General features: G+C 55.8%; 17 protein-coding genes and 1 riboswitch. Of the genes, 9 read left to right on the top strand and 8 right to left on the bottom strand.

The features are described 5' to 3' along the window. Nucleotides 1-162: 162 nt before the first annotated feature. The 4 genes from QEN43_RS08585 to QEN43_RS08570 form a co-directional block, all read right to left on the bottom strand. Entirely contained in the window at nucleotides 163-1,602 is a 1,440-nt protein-coding gene (locus QEN43_RS08585) for a M12 family metallo-peptidase (protein WP_162144351.1), read from the bottom strand. A 194-nt stretch (nucleotides 1,603-1,796) separates the two neighbouring features. Next, nucleotides 1,797-2,003, bottom strand: coding sequence for a hypothetical protein (locus QEN43_RS08580; protein ID WP_026611828.1), 207 nt, complete (start codon nucleotides 2,001-2,003; stop codon nucleotides 1,797-1,799). Nucleotides 2,004-2,089: 86 nt separating this feature from the next. Next, nucleotides 2,090-2,177: riboswitch (cyclic di-GMP riboswitch) on the bottom strand. Between the two features lie 595 nt (nucleotides 2,178-2,772). After that, on the bottom strand, nucleotides 2,773-3,510 hold the full coding sequence (locus tag QEN43_RS08575; RefSeq protein ID WP_036269263.1) for an ABC transporter ATP-binding protein: 738 nt from the start codon (nucleotides 3,508-3,510) through the stop codon (nucleotides 2,773-2,775). After that, a complete protein-coding gene (locus QEN43_RS08570) occupies nucleotides 3,507-4,250 on the bottom strand; it encodes an ABC transporter permease (protein WP_026611830.1) in 744 nt (247 codons plus the stop codon). The genes QEN43_RS08575 and QEN43_RS08570 overlap by 4 nt, the downstream gene beginning before the upstream one ends. A gap of 142 nt (nucleotides 4,251-4,392) precedes the next feature. Here QEN43_RS08570 and QEN43_RS08565 point away from each other — a divergent pair, with 142 nt between their 5' ends. From QEN43_RS08565 to QEN43_RS08535, 7 genes are all read left to right on the top strand, one after another. After that, nucleotides 4,393-5,979: a thymidine phosphorylase family protein gene (locus QEN43_RS08565; protein WP_051332012.1), complete on the top strand. Its 1,587-nt coding sequence runs from the start codon at nucleotides 4,393-4,395 to the stop codon at nucleotides 5,977-5,979. A gap of 2 nt (nucleotides 5,980-5,981) precedes the next feature. Beyond that, the gene (locus QEN43_RS08560) at nucleotides 5,982-6,875 is read left to right on the top strand and encodes a ribose-phosphate diphosphokinase (protein WP_051332013.1); all 894 of its coding nucleotides are present in this window, start codon (nucleotides 5,982-5,984) and stop codon (nucleotides 6,873-6,875) included. 6 nt (nucleotides 6,876-6,881) lie between these two features. Next, entirely contained in the window at nucleotides 6,882-8,402 is a 1,521-nt protein-coding gene (locus QEN43_RS08555; protein WP_317963953.1) for a sensor histidine kinase, read from the top strand. 7 nt (nucleotides 8,403-8,409) lie between these two features. Further along, the gene (locus QEN43_RS08550) at nucleotides 8,410-8,982 is read left to right on the top strand and encodes a hypothetical protein (protein ID WP_156912894.1); all 573 of its coding nucleotides are present in this window, start codon (nucleotides 8,410-8,412) and stop codon (nucleotides 8,980-8,982) included. Further along, nucleotides 8,960-10,351 carry a sigma 54-interacting transcriptional regulator gene (locus QEN43_RS08545; RefSeq protein WP_317963952.1) on the top strand — a complete coding sequence of 464 codons (1,392 nt, stop codon included), beginning with the start codon at nucleotides 8,960-8,962 and terminating at the stop codon, nucleotides 10,349-10,351. The genes QEN43_RS08550 and QEN43_RS08545 overlap by 23 nt, the downstream gene beginning before the upstream one ends. Nucleotides 10,352-11,274: 923 nt before the next feature. Then, nucleotides 11,275-13,536 (top strand): TonB-dependent receptor family protein, encoded by a 2,262-nt coding sequence (locus QEN43_RS08540; protein ID WP_026611835.1) that lies wholly within the window; start codon nucleotides 11,275-11,277, stop codon nucleotides 13,534-13,536. A 143-nt stretch (nucleotides 13,537-13,679) separates the two neighbouring features. Continuing rightward, nucleotides 13,680-14,921 carry a sialidase family protein gene (locus QEN43_RS08535; RefSeq protein WP_051332015.1) on the top strand — a complete coding sequence of 414 codons (1,242 nt, stop codon included), beginning with the start codon at nucleotides 13,680-13,682 and terminating at the stop codon, nucleotides 14,919-14,921. Nucleotides 14,922-15,104: 183 nt separating this feature from the next. Here the strand turns inward: QEN43_RS08535 and QEN43_RS08530 are convergent, their stop codons facing one another. Genes QEN43_RS08530 through speA form a run of 3 tightly spaced genes read right to left on the bottom strand, consistent with a single transcriptional unit; the run spans nucleotide 15,105 to nucleotide 19,147 of the window. Then, nucleotides 15,105-16,385, bottom strand: a complete 1,281-nt coding sequence (locus tag QEN43_RS08530) for a PepSY-associated TM helix domain-containing protein (protein ID WP_051332016.1) — start codon at nucleotides 16,383-16,385, stop codon at nucleotides 15,105-15,107. Then, nucleotides 16,382-17,242, bottom strand: coding sequence for an NAD(P)-dependent oxidoreductase (locus QEN43_RS08525; protein ID WP_026611837.1), 861 nt, complete (start codon nucleotides 17,240-17,242; stop codon nucleotides 16,382-16,384). The genes QEN43_RS08530 and QEN43_RS08525 overlap by 4 nt, the downstream gene beginning before the upstream one ends. A gap of 30 nt (nucleotides 17,243-17,272) precedes the next feature. Continuing rightward, a complete protein-coding gene (gene speA, locus QEN43_RS08520) occupies nucleotides 17,273-19,147 on the bottom strand; it encodes a biosynthetic arginine decarboxylase (RefSeq protein ID WP_026611838.1) in 1,875 nt (624 codons plus the stop codon). Nucleotides 19,148-19,221: 74 nt separating this feature from the next. On the opposite strand from speA, the gene speE reads away from it, so the two are divergent. Both speE and QEN43_RS08510 read left to right on the top strand, forming a co-directional pair. Then, nucleotides 19,222-20,070 carry a polyamine aminopropyltransferase gene (gene speE, locus QEN43_RS08515; RefSeq protein ID WP_317963951.1) on the top strand — a complete coding sequence of 283 codons (849 nt, stop codon included), beginning with the start codon at nucleotides 19,222-19,224 and terminating at the stop codon, nucleotides 20,068-20,070. A 57-nt stretch (nucleotides 20,071-20,127) separates the two neighbouring features. Then, a complete protein-coding gene (locus QEN43_RS08510; RefSeq protein WP_026611840.1) occupies nucleotides 20,128-20,391 on the top strand; it encodes a DUF4404 family protein in 264 nt (87 codons plus the stop codon). A gap of 40 nt (nucleotides 20,392-20,431) precedes the next feature. On the opposite strand, the gene mtgA is transcribed toward QEN43_RS08510, so the two are convergent. After that, a complete protein-coding gene (mtgA, locus tag QEN43_RS08505) occupies nucleotides 20,432-21,142 on the bottom strand; it encodes a monofunctional biosynthetic peptidoglycan transglycosylase (protein WP_026611841.1) in 711 nt (236 codons plus the stop codon). Nucleotides 21,143-21,615: the final 473 nt, after the last annotated feature.

Below are 21,615 nucleotides of genomic sequence, written 5' to 3'. Positions count from 1 at the left end.
CAAAAACGCCGGTCAGTGACCGGCGTTTTTTTGTGTGTCTTGTTAAAGATGAATCGAAGTTTATTGTGACCACCGAAACCGATTGCCACTCTTCGCTTCTAAATTGATCGATGGGCTCTCTTTAGAGAACATCTTTGGATACGCCAGACCTTGCTAAACGCTTTATTTATACACCTGAATCGAAGTCTGGCTCATGTTACCCGCCGTATCGGTGCCAATCAGCGTGATCGTGTGCGGTCCTTTGGCGACCTTGTTCGTAGTCCAGTTGTAGGAGATCGAGCTGCCGCTGGTTGAAGCCGTCACGGCGCCGTCGATGGCTAGCTTCAACTCTTTCAGTTTGACGTTATCGCTGCCACTGCCGGTAATTTTGGTTGGATTACTGACTGTTATGCCATTGGAGGGGCTAGTGATTTTAACCGTAGGCGGCGTTGTATCGACGCTGTTAGCCGTCGTGGTTGCCGATGCGGTATTGGAGAAGGCGGAGTTGCCGACGCTGTTATAGGCGTAGACGCGATAGGAATATTTAGTGCCCGCGTTAAGACCGGTGTTGGTGAAGCTGGTGACATTACCGCCGAGCGAAGCGATTTCGCTCCAATTTACCCCATCCTGAGAGCGCTGCACTTTGAATCCGGTTTCGTTGTTTGACTTATCCGCCCAAGTCAGGACGATGGTGCTGGATGATTGAGTCGATGCTGCCAAACTCGTCGGGGCAGTCGGAACCGTAGGCGTCGTAGTGACCGAGGGCCGGAAGCTGGCGACGGTGGCGGCGGTTCCGTTCATGGAACGGGCAGTGTCCTGGTAGTTCGCAACGCCGGTTGGCTGTCCGTTGTAATAGACGTTGGGGTTAGAGAAATACGGGACCCGCGGCGAATTGCAAGCGTAGGACATGACATCGTGAAATACCCCGCATAGCCGGTAGCCATACGAATAAGGGAAAACGCCGGCATTGGACGAATTGTCTGGATCGTGGGTATTGCCTTGGTTATGACCTAGCTCATGCGCGAGGCTATGGTTGCTGAGACAGTTGTACTTGGAATCGTCATGCACGACGGCGAAGGCATACGGAGCAAACCAGGACCCCAAGCTTGTCATCACATAGGCGATACCGCAGTAGTTGCTATCGGTCGTTATCAGTGCCACCTGGTCGGCTCCGTATTGGTTACGCAAGGCGTGTACCTCATCCATTTTGCCGTCGTTAGTGCCTTGGACATCCGACAAGCTTTTGGACATGTCGCCCGTCTCGGTGTAGCTGACTTCGGCCATTTTTACCAAGTTCAGCTGCATGTCGATTTGGCTGTTCAAGTAGGCCTGATTGGCTTTGGTAACGGCGTTGATGATCTTGGCTTCAATGCCGTCTTGTCCTCCGGCATTGGCACGGGCCTTGGGTGTGTATACCACCAGCAGATCGATGACTTGCCCGGTGCTGGCGGCCGCGGTGAAGGGGGCGTCCAAGGACGTCGATGTACCGCCTAAATCGTTGGCGGAGCCGATATCCGGTTCGATGGGTTCAGCATTAGGGGCCGTTTTGCTGGGATCGATCTGGCGAACGGTATGCGTTTTATTGCCGGCGTAAGCGATCTCGAACATTCTGCCGTCATCCATCACAACGGTTCCAAACATCGCTCGTCCCCGAACGGAGAGAATCACCTCGCTGCTGCCCTCTTGTCCTTCGATATGACCGACCCAGGATAAACGGCCGTCGATATCTTCGATGCGATCGCGGATGGCGGTAACCGTGGTGTCGTCGAACAGTTCGAGGGTGAGCGTATCCGCTTTTACCGCATTGAAGTCGATTGCTACACCCCGTCCGCGCCCTTGATGGCTTTGATCGGCGCCTTAGCCTGCACAGGCAGGGTCAGATTCGTGTCGCTGAATAAGCGTTGAGGCGGTGCCGCATGGACAACATCTGCAGTGGACACTGCAGCTACAAACGCGCCGGCCAGTCCCAGGAAATTCTTGCGGCGTGTGGTAGTGAATTGAGGATGTTGAGGCTTGTTGTTCACGTTAAAGTCCCCTAGGGAGTCGAGTTGACGGCGAAGGTCTCGGGAAACCCGCAGGGACGGACGAGTCGAAGCAATGTTCGACTTGAACTGGCAATCCCGCTGTCATAGGAGGCTGGCTCCCGTAGACCGGTAACTTTGCGTCACCACCTTTCGATGGTTTTGCCTTTTTCAGATCAAACGGCGTTCAGTCGGCAGCTTGATTTCTGTGTAGCAATAAGAATGGTCTAAATTTCTGGAATTTGTGTGATCGAGTCGGCAAAAAAATGATGTCGGCTGTTTCATGTGCCTGTTGACTATTCTTTTTCTTTCTATGTTGGCCGTGACCCGTAATCCGCTCGCCCGGTGTCGCCCCGCGAAGCTCTGAACGAGTGGATTCCGCTCATGCCCTTCGACAGGACTGTCTTGAGCTAAGCCGAAAGGCTCGGAACGGGCCAATCGGAAGCCTTCTTCAGAGTTTCCTTGAAGGTACGTGGAGTCCACGGCTTGCCGCCAACGTAGGTCAAGCGTGATCTAGGGTCGTGGCGGTTATAGCATGCTGTATGCCAACCGGTTTGTACGGTACTGGTCAACCTTCCGAATGCTTGAAATCTCGAAGGTAGAGCGGGGGTGACATCAGAAGAAGGGCGCCTCAGATGGCCCGGTTGAACGAAGAATCGTCTCCGTCCGGCAACAGCCTAAGGTTGCACGCGACCCTGTATTGCAATAAGAAAATGAGGAAACACGCTGCTGGTCGGTTATTTACCCGACCATGCTAGTTGGCGACACCGGCTTAGAGCAGCGTTCGTATAACTGCGTGGTCGGCATAAAGCTGCTGACGGAATGTTTCTATCGCAGTCTCGTTCCGTTCTAGACGTGGGATATCCACTGGAATATCGCAAATTACGGAAGTGGGCTGCGACGATAAGAAGATCAGGCGGTCGGCGAGTTCTATCGCTTCGCGGAGATCGTGGGTGACGAACAGCACCGTGTGCGGACGTTCCTGCCAGAGCGTGACCACCAATTCGCGGACACGGCGGGCAGTGGGTGGGTCGAGGGACACGAACGGTTCGTCCATGAGCAAGAGGTCAGGGTTGACGGCGAACGCGCGCACTAAGGCGACGCGGCGGCTCATGCCCAACGACAACCGTTCCGGAAAAACATTCTGGGCGTCGGCAAGCCCGACCACCTCGAAAAGATGATCGATGTAGGCGGGATCTGCCTCCTTCGGGAGAGCCAGTTCGATGTTTTCCCGTACCGTGCGCCAAGGAATAAGGCGCGGATTCTGAAAGACATAACCGATGTGTGGTTTATCCGTGTCGGTTTCGATTCGGACTGAGCCTTCAAAATCCCGGTCCAGTCCGGCTGCTATATTTAGTAACGTTGTTTTGCCGCACCCTGATGGGCCGACGAGGCAGGCGAACTCGCCGGAACCGAGTCTTATGGACAAGTCTTTAAGTATTAGGGGAGCTTCCGTCTCTCCTTTGGGTCGATAGGTTTTTCTGACGATTTGGATTTGAATCGCAGTCATCGGCGCCACCTCTGGGCATGGCGATCGAGGGGCTTGAGTATCCCGACCTCGATCAACTGAATGACAACGACGAAGGCGATGGTGTAAGCGAGAATGGCAGACACGTTGAACATCTGAAAGAACAGGTGCAACTGAAATCCCATGCCGTTGCTGCGCCCGAGAAGCTCTACGACCAAAATGATCTTCCAAATGAGCGCAAGACCGGTGCGAGAGGCGGCGATAAAGAAGGGATACAGCTGCGGCCAAACGATATGGCGTAGAGTCTTATACCGGCCGAACCGATACGCTTCGGCCATTTCCAAGAGATCCCGGTCCAGCGTTCGCGCGCCTTCCCGCAAGGTGACAATGACATTGGGCAGTTTATTGATCACGACGGCCGCAATGGCGGCGCTCTCGACCAGCCCGAACCAGACATAGCACAGAATGATGATCACCAGGGCCGGAATATTCAGAAAAAACACCAGCCAGCTATCGAAAAAGCGATCCAGTTTTTCGTGGCGGCCCAGAAATATACCTATGGCGGTGCCGAGGCTCATCGCCAAACCGAAGCTGACGGCCAGCCTCGCGAGTGTCACACCGAGATGGTACGGCAGCGTACCTGACCGAATTTCGGACAGAAACACTTCGAAAACATCCACGGGAGACGGCAGTAACGGCGATTTGAAGACGAGGGCGGCAACCTGCCAAATAGCGAGCAGCGCCGCGATCGAACTTACCGGGTAGAAAAATGCGGCGCGCATGAAAAAGAAATAGACGACAAAGCGATGTGACAGACGACTGTACAAGAACGACGTGCTATTTTAAGCGTTTGGGGACGTTTGTGATAAACAATCTGTCCTTCGAGATCAAAATTAGCATTTTTTTGAAAACGATTGCGGGCACATGACGGACATACCATCCGATTCCGAAGTCTCCCAAAGCCGGAACGATCGCATCAGCAACCGGCTAAAACTGCGTCGCATTGCCATCGACACTTATAGGGAGAATGTCGCCTATCTCCATCGGGAGTGTTCGGTTTATCGGGCCGAAGGCTTTCAGGCGCTCGCCAAGATCGTGGTTTATTGCAACGGTGAACGAATCGAGGCGGTATTGAATGTAGTAGACGATGACCGAATCGTCACTCCCGATGAATTAGGCCTTTCCGAACAAGCCTTCAGTCAGTTATGCGCGGCGGAAGGACATGAAGTCCGGGTGGCACAAGCGGAACCGCCGGCGTCTATGGATGCGGTGCGCCGAAAGATTAGCGGGGAGCGCCTGAGTTACGATGACTATATCGCCATCACGCGCGACATCGCGAACCGCCGTTATTCGAAAATGGAGATGGCAGCCTTTTTGGTCGCGACCGGGCAAAACGGCCTGGATCGGGACGAAGTGCTGCTCTTGACCAAGGCTATGCTGGCCACGGGAAGCAGGATCGACTGGAACGAGCCATTGGTTGCTGACAAGCATTGCATCGGCGGCATTCCCGGCAACCGGACGTCCATGTTGGTGGTGCCCATCGTGGCGGCGCACGGCACTTTGATTCCGAAAACATCGAGCCGCGCCATCACCTCGCCTGCCGGTACGGCGGATACGATAGAGGTATTGGCCCGCGTTGATCTCTTGCCGGAAACCCTGGACAAGCTGGTTCGTGTCGAGCGCGGCTGTCTGGTCTGGGGCGGAACCACCCGCTTGGCTCCCGTAGACGACATGCTGATTTCGGTGGAACGCCCTTTGGGCATCGATTCGCAGGGCCAGATGGTGGCATCGATTCTATCCAAGAAACTCGCCGCGGGGGCGACGCACCTCCTTCTGGACATTCCGGTGGGGCCGACGGCCAAAGTTCGGCACATGCGCGATGCGATGCAGTTGCGAAAACTTTTCGAGTATGTCGGGGATCGCTTGGGACTCTATTTAGAGGTCATGATCACCGACGGCAGACAGCCTGTCGGCCGCGGCATCGGACCCGTTCTCGAGGTGCGCGACGTCATGCAAGTCTTGGAAAACGACCCAGGCGCACCAACCGATTTGCGGGAAAAATCCTTGCGATTGGCGGGCCGCATCATCGAATTCGACCCCGATGTACGCGGCGGTCAAGGCTATGCCATCGCTCGAGAAATATTGGAGTCCGGGCGAGCCCTGGAAAAAATGAACCGCATCGTTATGGCACAAGGTGTGCAAGAACGAAAATTCGAGTTGGGTAAGCTGACGCACGAAGTCTGTGCCGATCGCGAGGGATGGGTGACCCAAATCGACAATTTCTTTCTCGCACGCATTGCCCGATTGGCCGGTGCGCCGATGTCGAAAGGGGCGGGGGTCGATTTGCTGAAAAAGCTGGGCGATAAAGTGGAAAAGGGCGAACCACTATACCGAATTCATGCGGAGTTTCCGTCGAACTACGATTTCGCCCGTGATTTTGTTCGCCAACGCACGGGCTACGAATTGGGCGAGCTCGACAAGAAGATACCTAAGGGTTACGTGGAATTTTGACCATGATTTTAGGATTTCCCGATTCTCGCCGTCAGGCCATGGCGGTGGCGGATATTCTGATGGCCCGCTACGGCGAAGTCGACGTCCATCGTTTTCCAGACGGCGAGAGCAAGCTGACCTTGCCGGCAGTCGAGGACGAGCATGTCGTTGTATTCCGCAGTCTTTCGGACCCCAACGACAAATTGGTTGAATTGCTGCTAGTGAGCCGAGCTCTGCGGAACCAAGGTGTCAAGAGATTGTCGTTGGTAGCGCCTTATTTATGTTACATGCGTCAAGATTTTGCCTTTCGGCCGGGCGAAATCGTCAGTCAAAAAATCATCGGGAAATTTCTTGCGGAATTGTTCGACGACGTCGTAACTGTCGATCCTCACTTACATCGCATTGGCCGCCTCGAAGAAGCCGTACCGGCGAAGAATCCGATTGCGGTATCTGCGGCGCCGCTGTTCGCGCGTTATCTCGCAGACCGGCCGGATAAGCCGGTGCTGGTCGGGCCGGATGCCGAATCGGAGCAATGGGTCAGCGCGATCGCCAACGCCTGTGGATTGCCTTTTGCCGTGGGCTTTAAGCAGCGCTTCGGCGACCGGACGGTATCGATCAAGGCACCGGACGTTCAAGTGAGGGGGCGAAGTGTAGTCCTAATTGATGATGTAGCGAGCACGGGCGCGACTTTAGTCGACGCCGTGGCCAAGCTGCGCATGCAGGGGGGTGAGAAGATCGACGTGCTGGTCACGCACGCCTTATTCGTAGAGAACGCCGTCGCCAAGCTCCTGCGTAGCGGCGTTTCGGAAATCGGCAGCAGTGACAGTATTCCTCATGCCACAAATGTCGTGTATTTGGCTCCCATTTTGGCCGATACCCTGAGAAACGCGCTCGATTACAACCCGAATTCCACCTAAGAGTCCATGCTGATTCTTTTTAACCTTTTGCGGAGGATATCGCTCAGGAAGCTGATCCTCGTCGGTTTTACCATGGCGATACTGCCCCTGGTGCTTGCCTTGGTATTCGCTGTCACGGCGGTCAAGGAGTTGGCAGTATCGTCACAGAAGACGGCTTATCGAGTGGCTCAGATCAGCCAAAAAAAGGAATTGCTGCGCGAGAGACTCACCGATTTCGAACGCAAAGCCAAGCGATACCTGGTTTTGGAAGATGCGGAAAGCCGCCTTGCATTCGAGGCGGTTCACCGCGACCTCAGTGAGGTGATCGGCAATCTTTTGAGCTTGACCGAAGAGCCTGCGCTGGTTGTCCAGCTCCAGCGATTCTCAGTAGAGGAGGGCGGCATCTACCACCATGTTTCGAACATGTCGGCCGAGCCTCTGGCAAAGCCCGAAAAGGTAGGTAGCCGCGCCGGGTCCACGCGCGAGCGCCGCGACCGCTCTACAAAAGCCCGTATCGAAAAAGCCGACGAGATGTTTTCGGCGATCAATGTGCGGGCAAAAGAACTTGCCCGTGGTTTCTCGAGCGTCGTGGATGCCGAAGTCGACAATCTACAGGCTCGGTCTGACGCGGTTCAGCGCCGGATGTTGCAGCAATCGTCTATTCTGCTGCCCATTTCGGTGGTTCTGATCTCGTTCGTGACCTTTTTCATCATCCGGTCGGTAAGACAGATGGACCACGCCATACGTAAGCTCGGAGCCGGCGACTTCGTTCAGCCGATTCAGGTCACCGGTCCCAAGGACTTGGAATACCTGGGCGAGCGTTTGGATTGGCTGCGCAGCCGGCTACGAGGTCTCGAGGAAGCCAAGCAGCAATTTATCCGTCACGTGTCCCACGAGATTAAGACACCGCTGGCGACCATCCACGAAGGTACCGAGCTGCTGGCGGACGAAGTGGTTGGGGAACTCAACACCGAACAAAGGGAAATCGCCCAGATTGTGGTCAGCAATACGCAGAAACTGGATACTCTGATTGCGGAACTGATCAATTACAGTCAAGTGAATGCCCGCCCCGGGGCGATGCTTCGCGAGATGGTCGATATGGCGAAGCTCGTTTCGGACTTAATTGAGGATTACCAGATTCGACTGCGTACCAAATCTATCGAGTTGGTCGATCGTCTGCTGCCAGTCGAGCTCGAGGGCAATCCGGACCAGTTGCGTACCGTTGTTGATAACCTGCTGTCAAATGCAGTTAAATACTCGCCTGTCGGTGGCGAGATTCGCGTGACGCTCCGTCCTAACGGCGGCCATATGGAATTGGAGGTTGAAGATGACGGGCCGGGTATAGAGCCCGATGAGCGCAAACATGTTTTTGAACCGTTTTTTCAGGGAAAGGCCGCCCGAGAGCAAGGTATCGCGGGTACCGGTATGGGGCTGGCTATTGTCAGCGAATGCGTTTCCGGCCATCATGGCAAAGTCGAAGCCTTAGAGCCCCGCCCAGACAAGAAAGGCGCCCGAATCCGGGTGCAAATTCCTTTACGGCTAGATTAAGCGATTCATGAAATTTCCCTCCCGCGCTATAGCCTTCATTACACTGTTTGCTATCACGGGTTGCGCAGGATTGAGGAGCAAGCAGGGTGCTGAGCACGTACCCCAGGTGTCCGGGCAGAAATATACCAGCTATGCGTTCGATGATCTCCTGCGCTTTGCCGGAGAAATCGCCAGCATGCCTGCAGCGGAGCGGTTTTCCTTGTGCCAAGACCTGCTGCAGCGTTATCGCACGGATCGAAGTCTGGGTGTACGCTTGCATCTGCTCCTCGTCCAGACGGCTACAGAGGCTTGTGGCGACGTTGGAAGCGCTGCCGCGATCGTGGACGCCTCTATGGCGGAATTGCAGGACGAGCGGCTTAAGTTGCTGTTGATCTATCAGAAAGCAATCCTCAATCGTCTCGATCAGGAGATCGAGCGGCGAAAACTCTCCGAACGCAAAGTTTTTCACACCGTGTCGAAACAAAGGAAAGCGCACCAACGGCTGAAAACTCGAGAGAGCGAGCTGAAAAAGCTTCAAGAAAAGCTCGATGCACTTAAAGCGATCGAGCAGCGTTTGGATGAGCCAGGCAACGGTCAATGAGCTTATGAGTGCTGTACGTAAACGTGTCCTGTTAGTGGATGATGATCCGGATTTATTGCGTCTGGTGGCCTTGCGTCTCACTGCGGCGGGATTCGAGCTGGAGACCGTGAACAGCGGCCCGGCGGCTATTTCGCGGGTATCCGTATTCCGGCCCCATGTGGTAGTAACCGATTTGCGCATGGAAGGAATGGATGGCTTGGCGCTGTTCGATGTTCTCCATGAGCAGTATCCGACGCTGCCTTTCATCATCATGACGGCTCATGGCACGATCAGCGATGCCGTGAGTGCGACCAAACGAGGCGTGTTCGGTTTTGTGTCCAAGCCGGTCGACAAGAACGAATTGGTCAAGCTGGTCAATCAAGCCATTCGGATCGGTCTTACCGACGGCGTCTCGATCGATCAGGATGCCTGGCGGCAACATATCATCACCCAAAGCCCGCTCATGGAAGAGCTGCTGAGCCAAGCGAATCGAGTTGCGCAAAGCAAGGCGAGCATATTTATCGGCGGCGAGAGCGGCACCGGCAAAGAGCTGCTTGCACGGGCGATTCACGCGGCCAGCACGCGGGCAGACGGCCCATTCGTGGCCGTCAATTGCAGCGCGATCCCGGAAAATCTTTTCGAATCCGAACTCTTCGGGCATCGCCGCGGCGCGTTTACGGGCGCGACCCGCGATCACAAGGGACTCTTCCGCGCTGCGGATGGCGGCACCTTGTTTCTGGATGAAATCGGTGACATGCCTAAGTCTTTTCAGGCCAAGCTGTTGCGCGCGCTGCAGGAAATGAAGGTGCGCCCGGTGGGTGCCACCGAGGACGAGCCGGTCGATGTGCGCATCATTTCCGCAACGCACGCGGATCTGGACAGGGCTATGGCGGAAGGTAATTTTCGTGAGGACCTCTACTATCGGCTGAACGTCGTTACTTTAATGTTGCCGCCGCTATCCAAGCGCCCCGAGGATATAGCTTTGTTGGCGATGCACTTTTTGAGAGATTTGTCGGAAACGTATGGCAATCGCGTCAAAGGGTTTTCACCGGAGGCCATGGAATGTTTAGTGAATTTCGAATGGCCCGGCAACGTTCGGCAACTCCGCAACGTGGTGGAGCAATGTGTCGCCCTGTCCTCGACGCCGCTGATTCCGGCAACGCTAGTGCAGCGGGCCTTGAGAGACGAACCGTCTTCCTTCTTGTCCTTACAGGAAGCCCGCGAGCAATTCGAGCGAAACTACCTGATCCGGCTGCTGCAGATGACCAACGGTAACGTGACGCAAGCCGCCAAGCTGGCCAAGCGCAACCGAACCGAGTTCTATCGCTTGCTCAGTCGATACGGCATGAATCCATCCTTGTTCAAGAACTGTTCCGACGGGGCACCTTAAATTTTCTCGAGCCAAAGGATAGAGGTGTTTGGTCCGGTTAGGGCCGACGCGACGCCTCGACCATACCTAACAGCCTTGCCCTGTTTTTTTAGGCGCGATCTGACAACTTCAGACGTGGAGCGCTTCTTGACCGGTTGAACTGCCCAGCCCGTGCGGACCACGGGCTCGGGATATGTCCTTCGATGAGAATCGCCTGATCGAGCGGTGTAGCGGCGGGCGCCGTCGTCAGGGCTTTCAAACAGGCGCACGCCTCTGCCAAGTTCACTTGACCTTTCATTTTTCCTGGGACAACTGTGTCCATGAGCCCATGCGGCGGATTGACGGGCGCTAAGGCATACCGTAGGGGCAAATTGATCCGCCTTGGCTGCTCGAATGAACTGCTGCACGCGATATGAAATTGCGTTAATCGTCCCTCGAGTGTGTGAAATCCCTGAAGATCGCTGGTGACAGTAGCGTTCGCAACGGTTTGTGCCGACTAGCGATTATCGTAGCGCCGCTCGGGGATCGGCACCGCCCTTGAAGGTTGCCGGAAGAGACGACAAATGCTGCGTGAAACGACCTGGGTAAAACGCTTTCATCAAGCTTTTGAAATCATCTGGCCCTTTGGGGCCGTTCTTCGCTTTGAATGGTTGCGGGTTTCGGGATCGTGCTCTATCGCGCTCAGGAAAATCTAGGGCTAACCGATGCGTGGAGCGCTGTTCGGCCAAACACCAGCGTATAGCCGTTAATGCGCGATCGGAATCAATCGGTCTGTGTGATATGACTCACTAAGATGAGTCATATCACACATATTTTGCAGTCGGCGCGATTTTGGTTCCACGAAATGCCTTTGTTTTTTCGGAAAGCGGTATGGCACGAATATTCCTAAAGAAAAATTCTTGTCTCGATATAAAAACGCAACGAAAACGCTGGAGGATCTATTCATGTCGCCATTTCGTTCCGGTGCGACAGTTCTTGGTTTAAACGTTTTGCTGTCCGGGTTCGTCGCCGCCGATCATGTCGAAGAACACCGTTTGGAGACGATCGAAGTGACGGCACCCGAGGAAGTCGACGAATCTCTGACGACGCCCAGCGCGGAAACGGCGAGGTACAAGCTCTCCCAGGTCCCTGGTGCAACGACCTTCATTCATTCCGACGAGTATCGCAGCCGGCCGACGCCGGGGGGCGTAGCCGATGTTCTGAGTTATTCGCCGGGGATTTTCTCGCAAAGCCGCTACGGTAATTCCGAAACCCGCATCCTGGTGCGTGGCCAAGGCGTATCACAGACCTTCGGGCAGGCGGGCATGCGTTACCTGCGTGACGGTCTGCCGCTAACCGGAACGGATGGTTTTACCAACCCTGAACTTTTGGAGCCGATGAATGCGCTTTATACCGAGGTGTATCGAGGGGCCAATGCTTTGCAATACGGCTCGGCTTTCTTGGGCGGAGCGGTGAATTTCGTGTCGCGCAACGGCCGCAATACGCCAGGTGTTCACATGACCTTTATCACCGGGTCGCATGATTACTACCGTCCACAGCTGATGGTCGGCGGCGTGCTGAACGAGGATCTCGATTATTTCATTTCGTATACCGGCACTTATAACAATAGTTACCGGGACCATAGCGAAGAGGATATTTCCAGGGGCTACGCCAATTTCGGTTACCGGTGGAACGAGGATCAGGAGACCCGCGTACATCTGTACGCCAGCAAGAACCAGTTGCAGCTGCCGGGGTCGCTTTCTTTCGATCAGTATTACGACGATCCTTATCAAGCTCAGAATGGTTTGTCGCCCGGATCGTTCTTCAATAATTTCAAGACTCTAGACGTTCAGCGCAATCTCGAAACTTTGCGCGGCGACATTCGGCATACGATCAGATTGACGCCCGACGATGTGCTGACGGTGGGGGCATGGTATGAAAATCGCCGGCTGTGGCATCCCTTGCCGCCATTCAATTCGACGAGACCACCGTGCCGGGGGACGCCGGACTCGGAAGGCATCGTGACGATCAATGATCCCGCATGCGGCGGTCTTATGATCGACTACGGCAATCTGGCGGGCTCGTTCAACCGCAATCGACAGCAGGACGCCGGCCTCAGTTGGCGTTTCACTCACGACGGAACGCTGTTCGGTTCGCGCAATAACTTCGTGGTAGGTGGTTTCTTCGGCTGGAGCAAGTCCTACGGCACGGTGGACAATACCTTGCCGGGCGCCGAGATCGGCACCAGGCTGAATAACTCGAAAAGCGAGGCTTTCAATATCGAAATTTTCGCGGAGGACCGATTTGCGCTGACTTCTACCCTGGACCTTGTGGTGGGCGGACAGTTCATTCATGCTAAGCGGCGTAGCCTGAATGACTACGTCGTGCCCACGTCAAATATCAGCAATGCCTTCGAGACTGATGCGTCCCGTTGGTATACCGCGTTCAGTCCAAAGGTCGGCCTGCTTTGGCAGCCGACTGAAAAACAGCAGTTCTATGCTAATTTCAGCCGCAGCTACGAGCCGCCGATCAATAGTCAATTGGCGTTCCGGGATCCGCGATTGAATCAGACAAGCAACGAATCTGCTCTGGACGCGCAAGAGGCGACGACCATCGAAGTGGGAACCCGCGGGGAGGCCGGCGTCTTCAACTGGGATCTCGCGGTCTACCACTCCTGGGTCAACAACGAGATTCTCTCCACGCTGCTGCCCGGCCAAACCCAAACCAGTACCAATAATGCCGACAAGACCACCCACACGGGCGTCGAAGTCGGCACAGGTGCTCTGATTCCTTTGGATTTGATGGGGGATGACTTGCTGCGCGTGCGGTTGACCTATACCTATCAGCGTTTCATATACGACAACGATCCCGCCTACGGCGACAACTACATTCCGGGCGTACCGCACCATTTCGGGGGTGCAGAAGCGATTTACGAGCACCCGTCCGGATTCTACATCGGTCCGAACATCCGCATGACCAGCAATTATTACGTGGACTACGCCAACACCCTCAAGGCGCCCGCTTATACCTTGTTCGGCGCCCGCGCCGGCTATAAGAGCACGTTCAATAAACTTGGCTACCACGTGTTTGTCGAAGGGCGTAACCTCACGGACGAAAAATGGGTCGCCAGCACCAACGTGGCTGATAGGGCAACCCGGAGCGGGACCGCTATCCTCAATCCGGGTTTCGATCGCACGATCTTCGGAGGGATCTCGATCGATTACTGATCGCCTGGCAGTCGGCGGGGATGGATTTCGGCGTTCGCGTCGTCGGTCGTATGAGTCTCGGAGAACCCCGCACCTGGCTCGATAGGGAATTCTCGGTTATCTTCCGTTTGAGGTTGTGTAAACCCGAAAAAAGGTGAAAGGTGATGAATGTTTTTTGCAGATTAATCGGCTTGCCCGCTCTGGCACTGGCCAGCCAATTCGTCTGGGCCGGGCAGGAGAGCGCCACATCCTCTTCGCAACCCGCTTATTGCAAGGATTCGGCGACCGCGCCCACTCCGAAATGCGCACGGACGCCCAGCGCGGTCTTCGATGCGGATGGTCGGTTATGGCTTTCATGGGTGCAGCAGGGGCGAATTTACGTTCAGTCCTCAAAGGATGGCGGCAAAACCCTGAGCAAGCCGGTGGCTGTGAATCGCGAACCGGAAAATGTACTTGCCCACGGCGAGAGCAGACCCAAGATCGCGATCGGCCCGAAAGGCGAGATTTATCTCACATGGACGCAGGGCCTGGAAAAGCGTTTCAGCAGTTATATCCGCTTCGCTCGCTCGGTGGATGGCGGAAAAACTTTCTCAGAGCCGGTTACGATCAATGACAACCTGGATATTATCGGCCATTCATTTGACAGCCTGGCAGTGAGCCGCGACGGCAAAATTTTTATCGCCTGGCTGGATGCGCGGGATGCCCAAGCTGCAAAGGCCAAGGATCAGCCTTACAACGGTTCTTCTCTCTATTACACGTGGTCGGACGACGGCGGCAAGAGCTTCAAGCCAAACGCCAAGGCGGCGGATTTCACCTGCCAGTGCTGTCGACTGCAGACCGCCATCGACATCGATGGTTTGCCGCTCGTTGTTTGGCGTAATGTTTATCCCGAGAACATCCGCGACCATGCGCTGCTCAAGTTTGCTGATTGGGACAAGCCCGGCCGCCCGCTTCGGGTGACGCACGAAAACTGGCACATCGAAGGCTGTCCACACCACGGGCCGGGTCTGTCGGTCGCCAAGGACGGGCGTTATCACTTGACTTGGTATAGCGCTGCGCCGGACGCAACGGGCCTCTTTTACGCCTACTCCGATGATATCGGCGCTCACTTCAGTCAACCGATCCGGTTCGGGAACCCGGAGGCTATGCCGGCCCACCCTCATGTCCTGAGCATTGGGAAGCAGGTGGATTTGGTCTGGCTGGAATTCGACGGCAAGAACAATCAACTCAAGACCATGCGCTCGACCGACGGCGGAACGAGTTGGAGCGAGCCGCGCGTTCTGGCCGAAACTGACAGCGCGGTCGACAATCCCTTCCTGCACGCCAACGGCGACCGCGTTTACGTGTCCTGGGCTATGGACAAGGATGGGCTCAAGCTGATTGCCCTCGACGGTAAGGCCAGATAGAACATCTGTAAAGCCAACGTAAGCGCAGGGGAGACTCGGATCGCCCCTGTGCTTATATAGCTCTCACTCTAACGACAAGCTCAAGGTGAACGGCCTATTGAGATAGGCTCTAAGCGATCCACCGTTCGTTGCGTTGCCGCGGTAATCCGTCAAAAAGACATGTCAAGGAATCCCTGTCGAAGCTCAATCGAGATAACGCTGCTTACCCCAGCGAACGATACGGAACATCCACTCGATAGCCCAGCTTGCGAAACGGCGGGTGAAACGGATGAGGTTTAGCGAGTTATACAAGAGAGTGTTCCATGTACGTTTGAGCTTTGGGCGAAGCGGGGCGAGATTTATTTCCCGATCTTGGATCGAACCGCGTCGATGCAGCCAATGCAATAGGCCAGTCACGTAAAGTACGGCTGGCATCAGGCCAACACAGAACCAGGCGAAACGACCTATTGGGCCGAAAGCTTCGCCGGTGTGCGAAGGCCATATCCAAGTGATAAAAGCTTGACCGTCGGTGAATTGATTGGGATTGCGTATTTCGCGAATCTGTCCGCTCCAGCGGTCGACCCAGACCAGGGTCGACGGGTGTCTGATACTCGGTTCTCCAGGGCGGCGCAAGTTGATGCGATAAGTACCGTTCTCTCCATCCGGCGTGGTGATGCGTCTCAGCTCTGCGCTCGGGAACGGTCCTCGGGCGAGCAGGACCGCTTCCGATAGACTGACGGGGCGGCCGTTGGGCGCGCCTGTACTGAGGATTTCTGGACCGCCGTCGCCGTGTCCCATGTCCGAAGCACCGAGTATCGTTTCCAGCAGTTTCGGGTAAGCCAGATGGAATCCGGTGAACGCCAACAATAGCAGGATGCCGGCGCTGAAGAGACCGAGCATCCGGTGCAGGTCGAAAGCAAAGCGCGCCAGACCGGCATTGTGCCTGATCGCGAGACTTTGCCGAAGCCGGCTGAATCCCGGCCACCACAGATAAAGACCGGTTATCGTCGAGACGATCAGCAACAATCCCAGGATGCCAACGCTGTTCCAGCCGAACAATCCAAGATGCAGCTGAGTATGGAGATCACAGATCCAGGTCGCGGCCGTTCGGCCCCAGAATCGGCTGGCGACCACTTCGGCCGTGTACGGGTTGACCGACACCATGAGCGGTGCGTAAAGCTCGCCCGCGGTTTCGAAAGGTTTTTCGTACCAGGCGGTAATCATGCCGCGGGGAGATGTTGGCATCTCTAGTACCCAGGCTCTGGTTCGGTGCGGATGCGCCTCTTGCACCGCTGCCATGATGCGGTCCAGGGGCAGATATTCGCCTTTTGGGTCGTCGACTGTCAGAGCGGGATTGAGCAGTTCGTCGAGTTCCTCACGGTAGACGCTTAGGCTCCCGCTGAGACCGATCAGGACGAATAGAAAGCCGACGCTCAGGGCGAGGCAAAGATGGATTCTGATCCAGACCGTTCGCGCGAAACTCACGGCGACGGTCGCTTGAGGCGGTACAGTGCCGAGATATCCTCGTCGCCATGTCCTTCGGCGATAAGCTTGGCGTAATCGTTCATGGCCATTTCGGTAACTGGGAGTTTGATTCCCAGCTTATCCGCCATGCCCTTGCAGATTTTCAGATCCTTCTGGTGTAGTGCGAGCTTGAAGCCCGGTTTGAAGATGCCTTGGGTCATGGTCGGTCCGCGTTTTTCCAGAAACCAATTGCCTGCTGCTCCGCTGGAGACGACGTCGATGACCTTGCGCATGTCCAGGCCCAGTGTTTCTCCGAATGCCAGGGCTTCGGTGACGGCCTCGTTGATGCCGGCTGCCATGATTTGATTCACCGCCTTAGCTGCCTGGCCAGCACCGACCTCGCCCATGTGAACGATTCGGCTGCCCATAGTTTCCAGTATCGGCAAGGCTTTTTCCAAGGTCGTGAGCTTGCCGCCTACCATGATCGCTAGCGTCCCGTTTTTCGCACCCTCGACACCTCCGGTTACGGGCGCATCGAGGAAGTCAGCCCCCTTGTTTTCAACCAGCCTCGCGGCTTCACGCGCGGTATCGCTGCTTACCGTGGACATGTCGACCACGATCGATTGAGGGCGCAGTCCCGGCAGAAGTGCATGGATCACTTCCAGAACGTCGGCATCGGCCGAGACGCAGATCAAAATCACGTCGACATGGGCGGCGAGAAGCGCGGGCGAAGCGGCGCACTGCACGCCCAATTCTTGAGAAAGCGTTATTGCGCTGGCCTCGGTGCGGTTCCAGACGGACGACAGGAAATGCCCTCTGGCCACATTCCGCGCCATGTGAGTTCCCATGGCGCCGAGACCGATAAAACCCGCTCGAATGTCCTTCTTGGTTTCGGTGTTCAATGCCGTTTACTCCTCGAGGTAGGTGTAATTTCTCAAGCCGGCAATCAATTCGCTCTCGAAGCGCTTGCGCTTTTCGGGGGCGACACGAGCCTCGACCAGCTTCTTGCGATAGGTGCGCTCCAGATCTTCCGGATCGATGTGTACGTAGCGCAAGAGGTCATGGGTGCCGTCGCCGCGCATGGGCTGAATGAAACGGTAGCCGCCAGCGCCGTCGAGTTCGACGTTGACCGAATGCGTGTCGCCGAACAGATTGTGCATGTCGCCCAAGATTTCCTGATAGGCGCCAACCAGAAAAATGCCGATTAGATACGGCTCGCCCGGCTCGCGGGTATGCAGCGGCAAGGTTGCTTCTAGGCTCTGCCGGTCGATGTAGGTATTGATCCGCCCGTCGGAATCGCAAGTCAGGTCTTGGATGACCGCGCGGCGCGTGGGCTCTTCGTTTAAACGCTGCAAGGGCATGACCGGAAACACCTGTGCGATCGCCCAGGCGTCGGGCATGGACTGGAACAGCGAAAAATTGCAGAACACCTTGTCGGCGAGCCGTTCGTTAAGTTCGTCGATCAGCTCGCGATGGGCGCGAAGCCGAATGTCGAGGCGTCGGTGCACGGCATGGCAAATGGCCGCGTTAAGCCGTTCCGCCTCGGCGAGTTCAGTCAGACTCAGTTTGCCCTGTACATACATCGCACGGGCTTCGGCGAGATCGAACTGCGCGTCGTGATACACGCCCAGCGGCGATTCTCGGGGTAATATGCGGAGTAGGTCGGCCAGGTCCTGCAAGGGTTTGGCTGTAATTTCGGCTGGCGGACTGGCATCTTCGGCCACCGATTCGACATCGATGACATTGGTGATCAGCACTGCATGATGCGCGCTCATGGCGCGTCCGGATTCGGTGATCAGGTTCGGGTGCGGCAAGCCGTACTCGGCGCACGCTTCGGAGAAGGCGCGCACGATGCTGTGGGCGTATTCGTCGATGCTGTAGTTGATGGAACAGTCGCTGACCGAATGGGTGCCCTCGTAATCGACGCCAAGTCCACCGCCCACGTCGGCCCAAGCGAGATGAGCGCCGAGTGCCCTCAACTCGACGTAATAGCGGCAGGCTTCCCGCAGCGCGGTCTTGATGTCGTTGATGTTCGCGACCTGCGAGCCCATGTGGAAATGCATCAACTTGAGCCATTCGAGCCCGCCGGCTTCGCGCAGCTTGGAAACGAGCCTGAGCAGTTCGTTCGCGTGCAGGCCGAATTTCGATTTTTCGCCGCCGCTGTTCTGCCATTTGCCGGCGCCGATGCTGGACAGTCGGATACGGACGCCCAATTGCGGTTCGATTCCCAGATCACGCGACTCGGAAAGCACCAGTTCCAGCTCGGACAACTTTTCAATGACGATGAAGACGTTCAGCCCAAGGCTGAGGCCGATCAGGGCCAGGCGGATGTAGGATCGATCTTTATAGCCGTTGCAGATGACCGTGCCGGCATCGGATAAGGCCATAATGGCCAGAAGTTCCGATTTGCTGCCGGCTTCCAGGCCGACCGACGCGTGGCCGTTCTTCAAAATGCCTTCGATCACGCTACGCTGTTGGTTGACCTTGATCGGGTATACCGGCGTATAGCTGCCGCCATAATCGTGCTCATGGCGAGCCTTTTCAAAGGCCTTGTGCAGCAGGTTCACGCGGTCGCGGAGGATATCGGTGAAGCGTACCAGAACCGGCAGCGACAAGCCCTCCTGGCGCACCGCGTGGGCGATTTCGAAGAGATCCACCGAGCCTTGCGCCGGGTCCTTGGTGGGCCAGACGACCACATGGCCTTCGTCGTTGATGCCGAAGTAGCCTTCTCCCCAATGCTCGATAGCGTAGGTATCGACCGCCTGTTCTAGACTCCAACTCATTTCGGTGGGCATACTCTTTCAAAAAGACTGAATTATGTGGAAAATCCCTCAATTTTTCCATTGTGAGGAACACCATGCTGAACGATGAAAAATGGTTTACCGAGATCGATGCGCAACACGGGAGTGCGCTGTCTTTGAAGCTGATCGAAAAGCTGCACGAGGAACAGACGCTGTTTCAGCGCATCGAGATCTACGAGACCGAATGGCTGGGCACGCTCATGGTGATCGACGGCTGTACCATGGTCTCAGACCGGGATAATTTCTTATATCACGAGATGATGACCCACCCTGCTCTATACAGCCATCCGAATCCAGAAACTGTCTGGATCATCGGCGGCGGCGACTGTGGGAGCCTTAGGGAGGTTCTCAAACACCCGGAGGTCAAGCGGGCGGTCCAGATTGAGATCGACGAGCGCGTGACCCGGCTCGCCGAGCAGTACTTTCCGGAGTTGTGCGAATCGAACAGCGACCCGCGTGCCGAACTGCGCTTTATCGATGGCATTCAATGGGTGAAGGACGCGGCGGCGGACAGCGTCGATGTCATCATCGTGGACAGCACCGATCCGGTCGGCCCGGCCGAGGGCTTATTCAACGAGCCGTTCTATCGTGAGTGTTTCCGCTGCCTGCGCAAGGATGGGATTCTGATTCAGCAGAGCGAATCGCCGCTGTTCGATATGCCGCTGATCAAGGCCATGCACAAGGCGATGCGTCAGGCAGGATTTTCGCAAACCCGAACGCTGTTTTTCCCGCAGTTTATTTATCCGTCCGGTTGGTGGAGCGGAACTTTGGCGGGCAAGTCCGACTTGACTTATTTCCGCGAGGCGGACGCCCGGAACAAGCCGTTCGCGACGAGCTACTACAACGCTGAGATCCACAAGGCCGCTTTCGTAGAGCCGGAGTTCTTCAGGGCGGCGATGGCTTGAGCGGACGATAGCCTATGTTACGATTTGCCGAAACGACGGGTTTGAGGAAATGATCCCATGACTGAAAAAGAAGTTAGCGAAGCGCTTTTCAATTTGCGCAGAGAAATCGAGCAATTGAGCACGGCCGATGCCGAAACTCGGGCACGGCTCGAGACGATTCTGAGCGATCTTGAGCGGCAGCTCGAGGCATCGGAAGACGAGCATCGGCTGCATTTGTTGGACGACATGAAAGAGGCGATTTCGCAGTTCGAAGTCGAGCACCCGCGTATCACCGGCATTCTCAACGATTTGATGGTTGCTCTAGGCAACCTGGGGATCTGATCCTTTTCTCTTCTTATACGCTTGGCAGAGGCGGGTTACTTTAATCCGCTTTTGCCTGAATCTGGCTGTCGACGTTCCGCAAATAATTCGATCCTCCGAGCTGTTTCATCTGTTTCAGTATCCACAACCGGCGGTGCATCACATAAGCCGAAGGCTTGTCGGCGCGTAAGCGCACGGGATTGGGCAGAACGGCCGCGAGTAGGGCGGCTTCGTTCGGGTTGAGTTTGGACGCCGGTTTGGCGAAGAAGGCTTCGCTCGCGGCCGAGACGCCGTAAATTCCCTCGCCGAACTGAGCGACATTGAGGTAAACCTCCAATATCCTCCGTTTCGTCCACATCAGTTCGATGAGTGCCGTGAAATAAGCCTCCAGGGCTTTGCGGAAGTAGCTCCGTCCCGGATAAAGAAACAGGTTCTTGGCAACTTGTTGGGAAATCGTGCTAGCGCCCCGAATGCGGTTCCCCTGCTGGTTATGCTTCCAAGCCTGGATGATGGCGTTCAGGTCGAAACCGTAATGCCGGTCGAACAACTGGTCTTCGGCGGCAATCACGGCGATTTTCGCGTAAGGCGATATGTCTTGCCAGGGAACCCACCGATAACGCAGCTGAAATCCGGGTTTCCCGCTGGTAAGTGCCAGAAACTGCGCGCGCAGCATGAACGCGCTGGTCGGCGGTGGAATCCAGCGTAGCAAGGCCACCGGAATGATGGTCAGAGCAAGAAAGGCCAAGATGAGCTTGCGGAGGATTGTTCTCACTTCTTGTTTTGTGGTCGAGGCTTTGAGGAGACTCTGATTAAGTTCTTCGACAGAGTGCTCCAAAGCTTATCGAAAGAGCGCGGTGCCGCATGGGGTTATCGTTCGCAAGCAGGCGCAACGCTTCGGGAGGACTCGCCCGCCGTGAAATCGGATACGTAGCGGCTTCACCCATAAGGTGAGATTGATTGAGGGCAGGACATTCCGGATTTATCGTCTGGTACATCGAAGCGGTTAACGGCCGATTCTGGGATCAAAATGTCGCGAAACCGTTGTGCAAGCGGGAAGACTTCAATTAAACGTCTCCGGAAATCCGTTGGTCGCGGCATGGGTTTTCCAGCGAGAGCCAATTTATTCATGTTGCCACTCAAAATCATTCCGCGTAGCTGTTACAGGCGTTTCCTGATGATGATAAGCAGAAATTTTTCGAGAATGGCTGCGATAACTGTTTTGGGCTTTGGATAATTTCTATTAGC

Source organism: Methylocaldum szegediense, from assembly GCF_949769195.1.
Taxonomy (GTDB): domain Bacteria; phylum Pseudomonadota; class Gammaproteobacteria; order Methylococcales; family Methylococcaceae; genus Methylocaldum; species Methylocaldum szegediense.
The sequence above is the reverse complement of the archived record's forward strand: the minus strand, read 5'-3'. Positions and strand labels throughout refer to the sequence as shown.

Bases quoted from the DNA above. Each gene is read 5' to 3' on its own strand.
- QEN43_RS08585 (WP_162144351.1), bottom strand. From the start codon at position 1,602: ATGGATGACGGCAGAATGTTCGAGATCGCTTACGCCGGCAATAAAACG.
- QEN43_RS08575 (WP_036269263.1), bottom strand. From the start codon at position 3,510: ATGACTGCGATTCAAATCCAAATCGTCAGAAAAACCTATCGACCCAAA.
- QEN43_RS08570 (WP_026611830.1), bottom strand. From the start codon at position 4,250: ATGCGCGCCGCATTTTTCTACCCGGTAAGTTCGATCGCGGCGCTGCTC.
- QEN43_RS08565 (WP_051332012.1), top strand. From the start codon at position 4,393: ATGACGGACATACCATCCGATTCCGAAGTCTCCCAAAGCCGGAACGAT.
- QEN43_RS08560 (WP_051332013.1), top strand. From the start codon at position 5,982: ATGATTTTAGGATTTCCCGATTCTCGCCGTCAGGCCATGGCGGTGGCG.
- QEN43_RS08555 (WP_317963953.1), top strand. From the start codon at position 6,882: ATGCTGATTCTTTTTAACCTTTTGCGGAGGATATCGCTCAGGAAGCTG.
- QEN43_RS08550 (WP_156912894.1), top strand. From the start codon at position 8,410: ATGAAATTTCCCTCCCGCGCTATAGCCTTCATTACACTGTTTGCTATC.
- QEN43_RS08545 (WP_317963952.1), top strand. From the start codon at position 8,960: ATGAGCCAGGCAACGGTCAATGAGCTTATGAGTGCTGTACGTAAACGT.
- QEN43_RS08540 (WP_026611835.1), top strand. From the start codon at position 11,275: ATGTCGCCATTTCGTTCCGGTGCGACAGTTCTTGGTTTAAACGTTTTG.
- QEN43_RS08535 (WP_051332015.1), top strand. From the start codon at position 13,680: ATGAATGTTTTTTGCAGATTAATCGGCTTGCCCGCTCTGGCACTGGCC.
- speA (WP_026611838.1), bottom strand. From the start codon at position 19,147: ATGAGTTGGAGTCTAGAACAGGCGGTCGATACCTACGCTATCGAGCAT.
- speE (WP_317963951.1), top strand. From the start codon at position 19,222: ATGCTGAACGATGAAAAATGGTTTACCGAGATCGATGCGCAACACGGG.
- QEN43_RS08510 (WP_026611840.1), top strand. From the start codon at position 20,128: ATGACTGAAAAAGAAGTTAGCGAAGCGCTTTTCAATTTGCGCAGAGAA.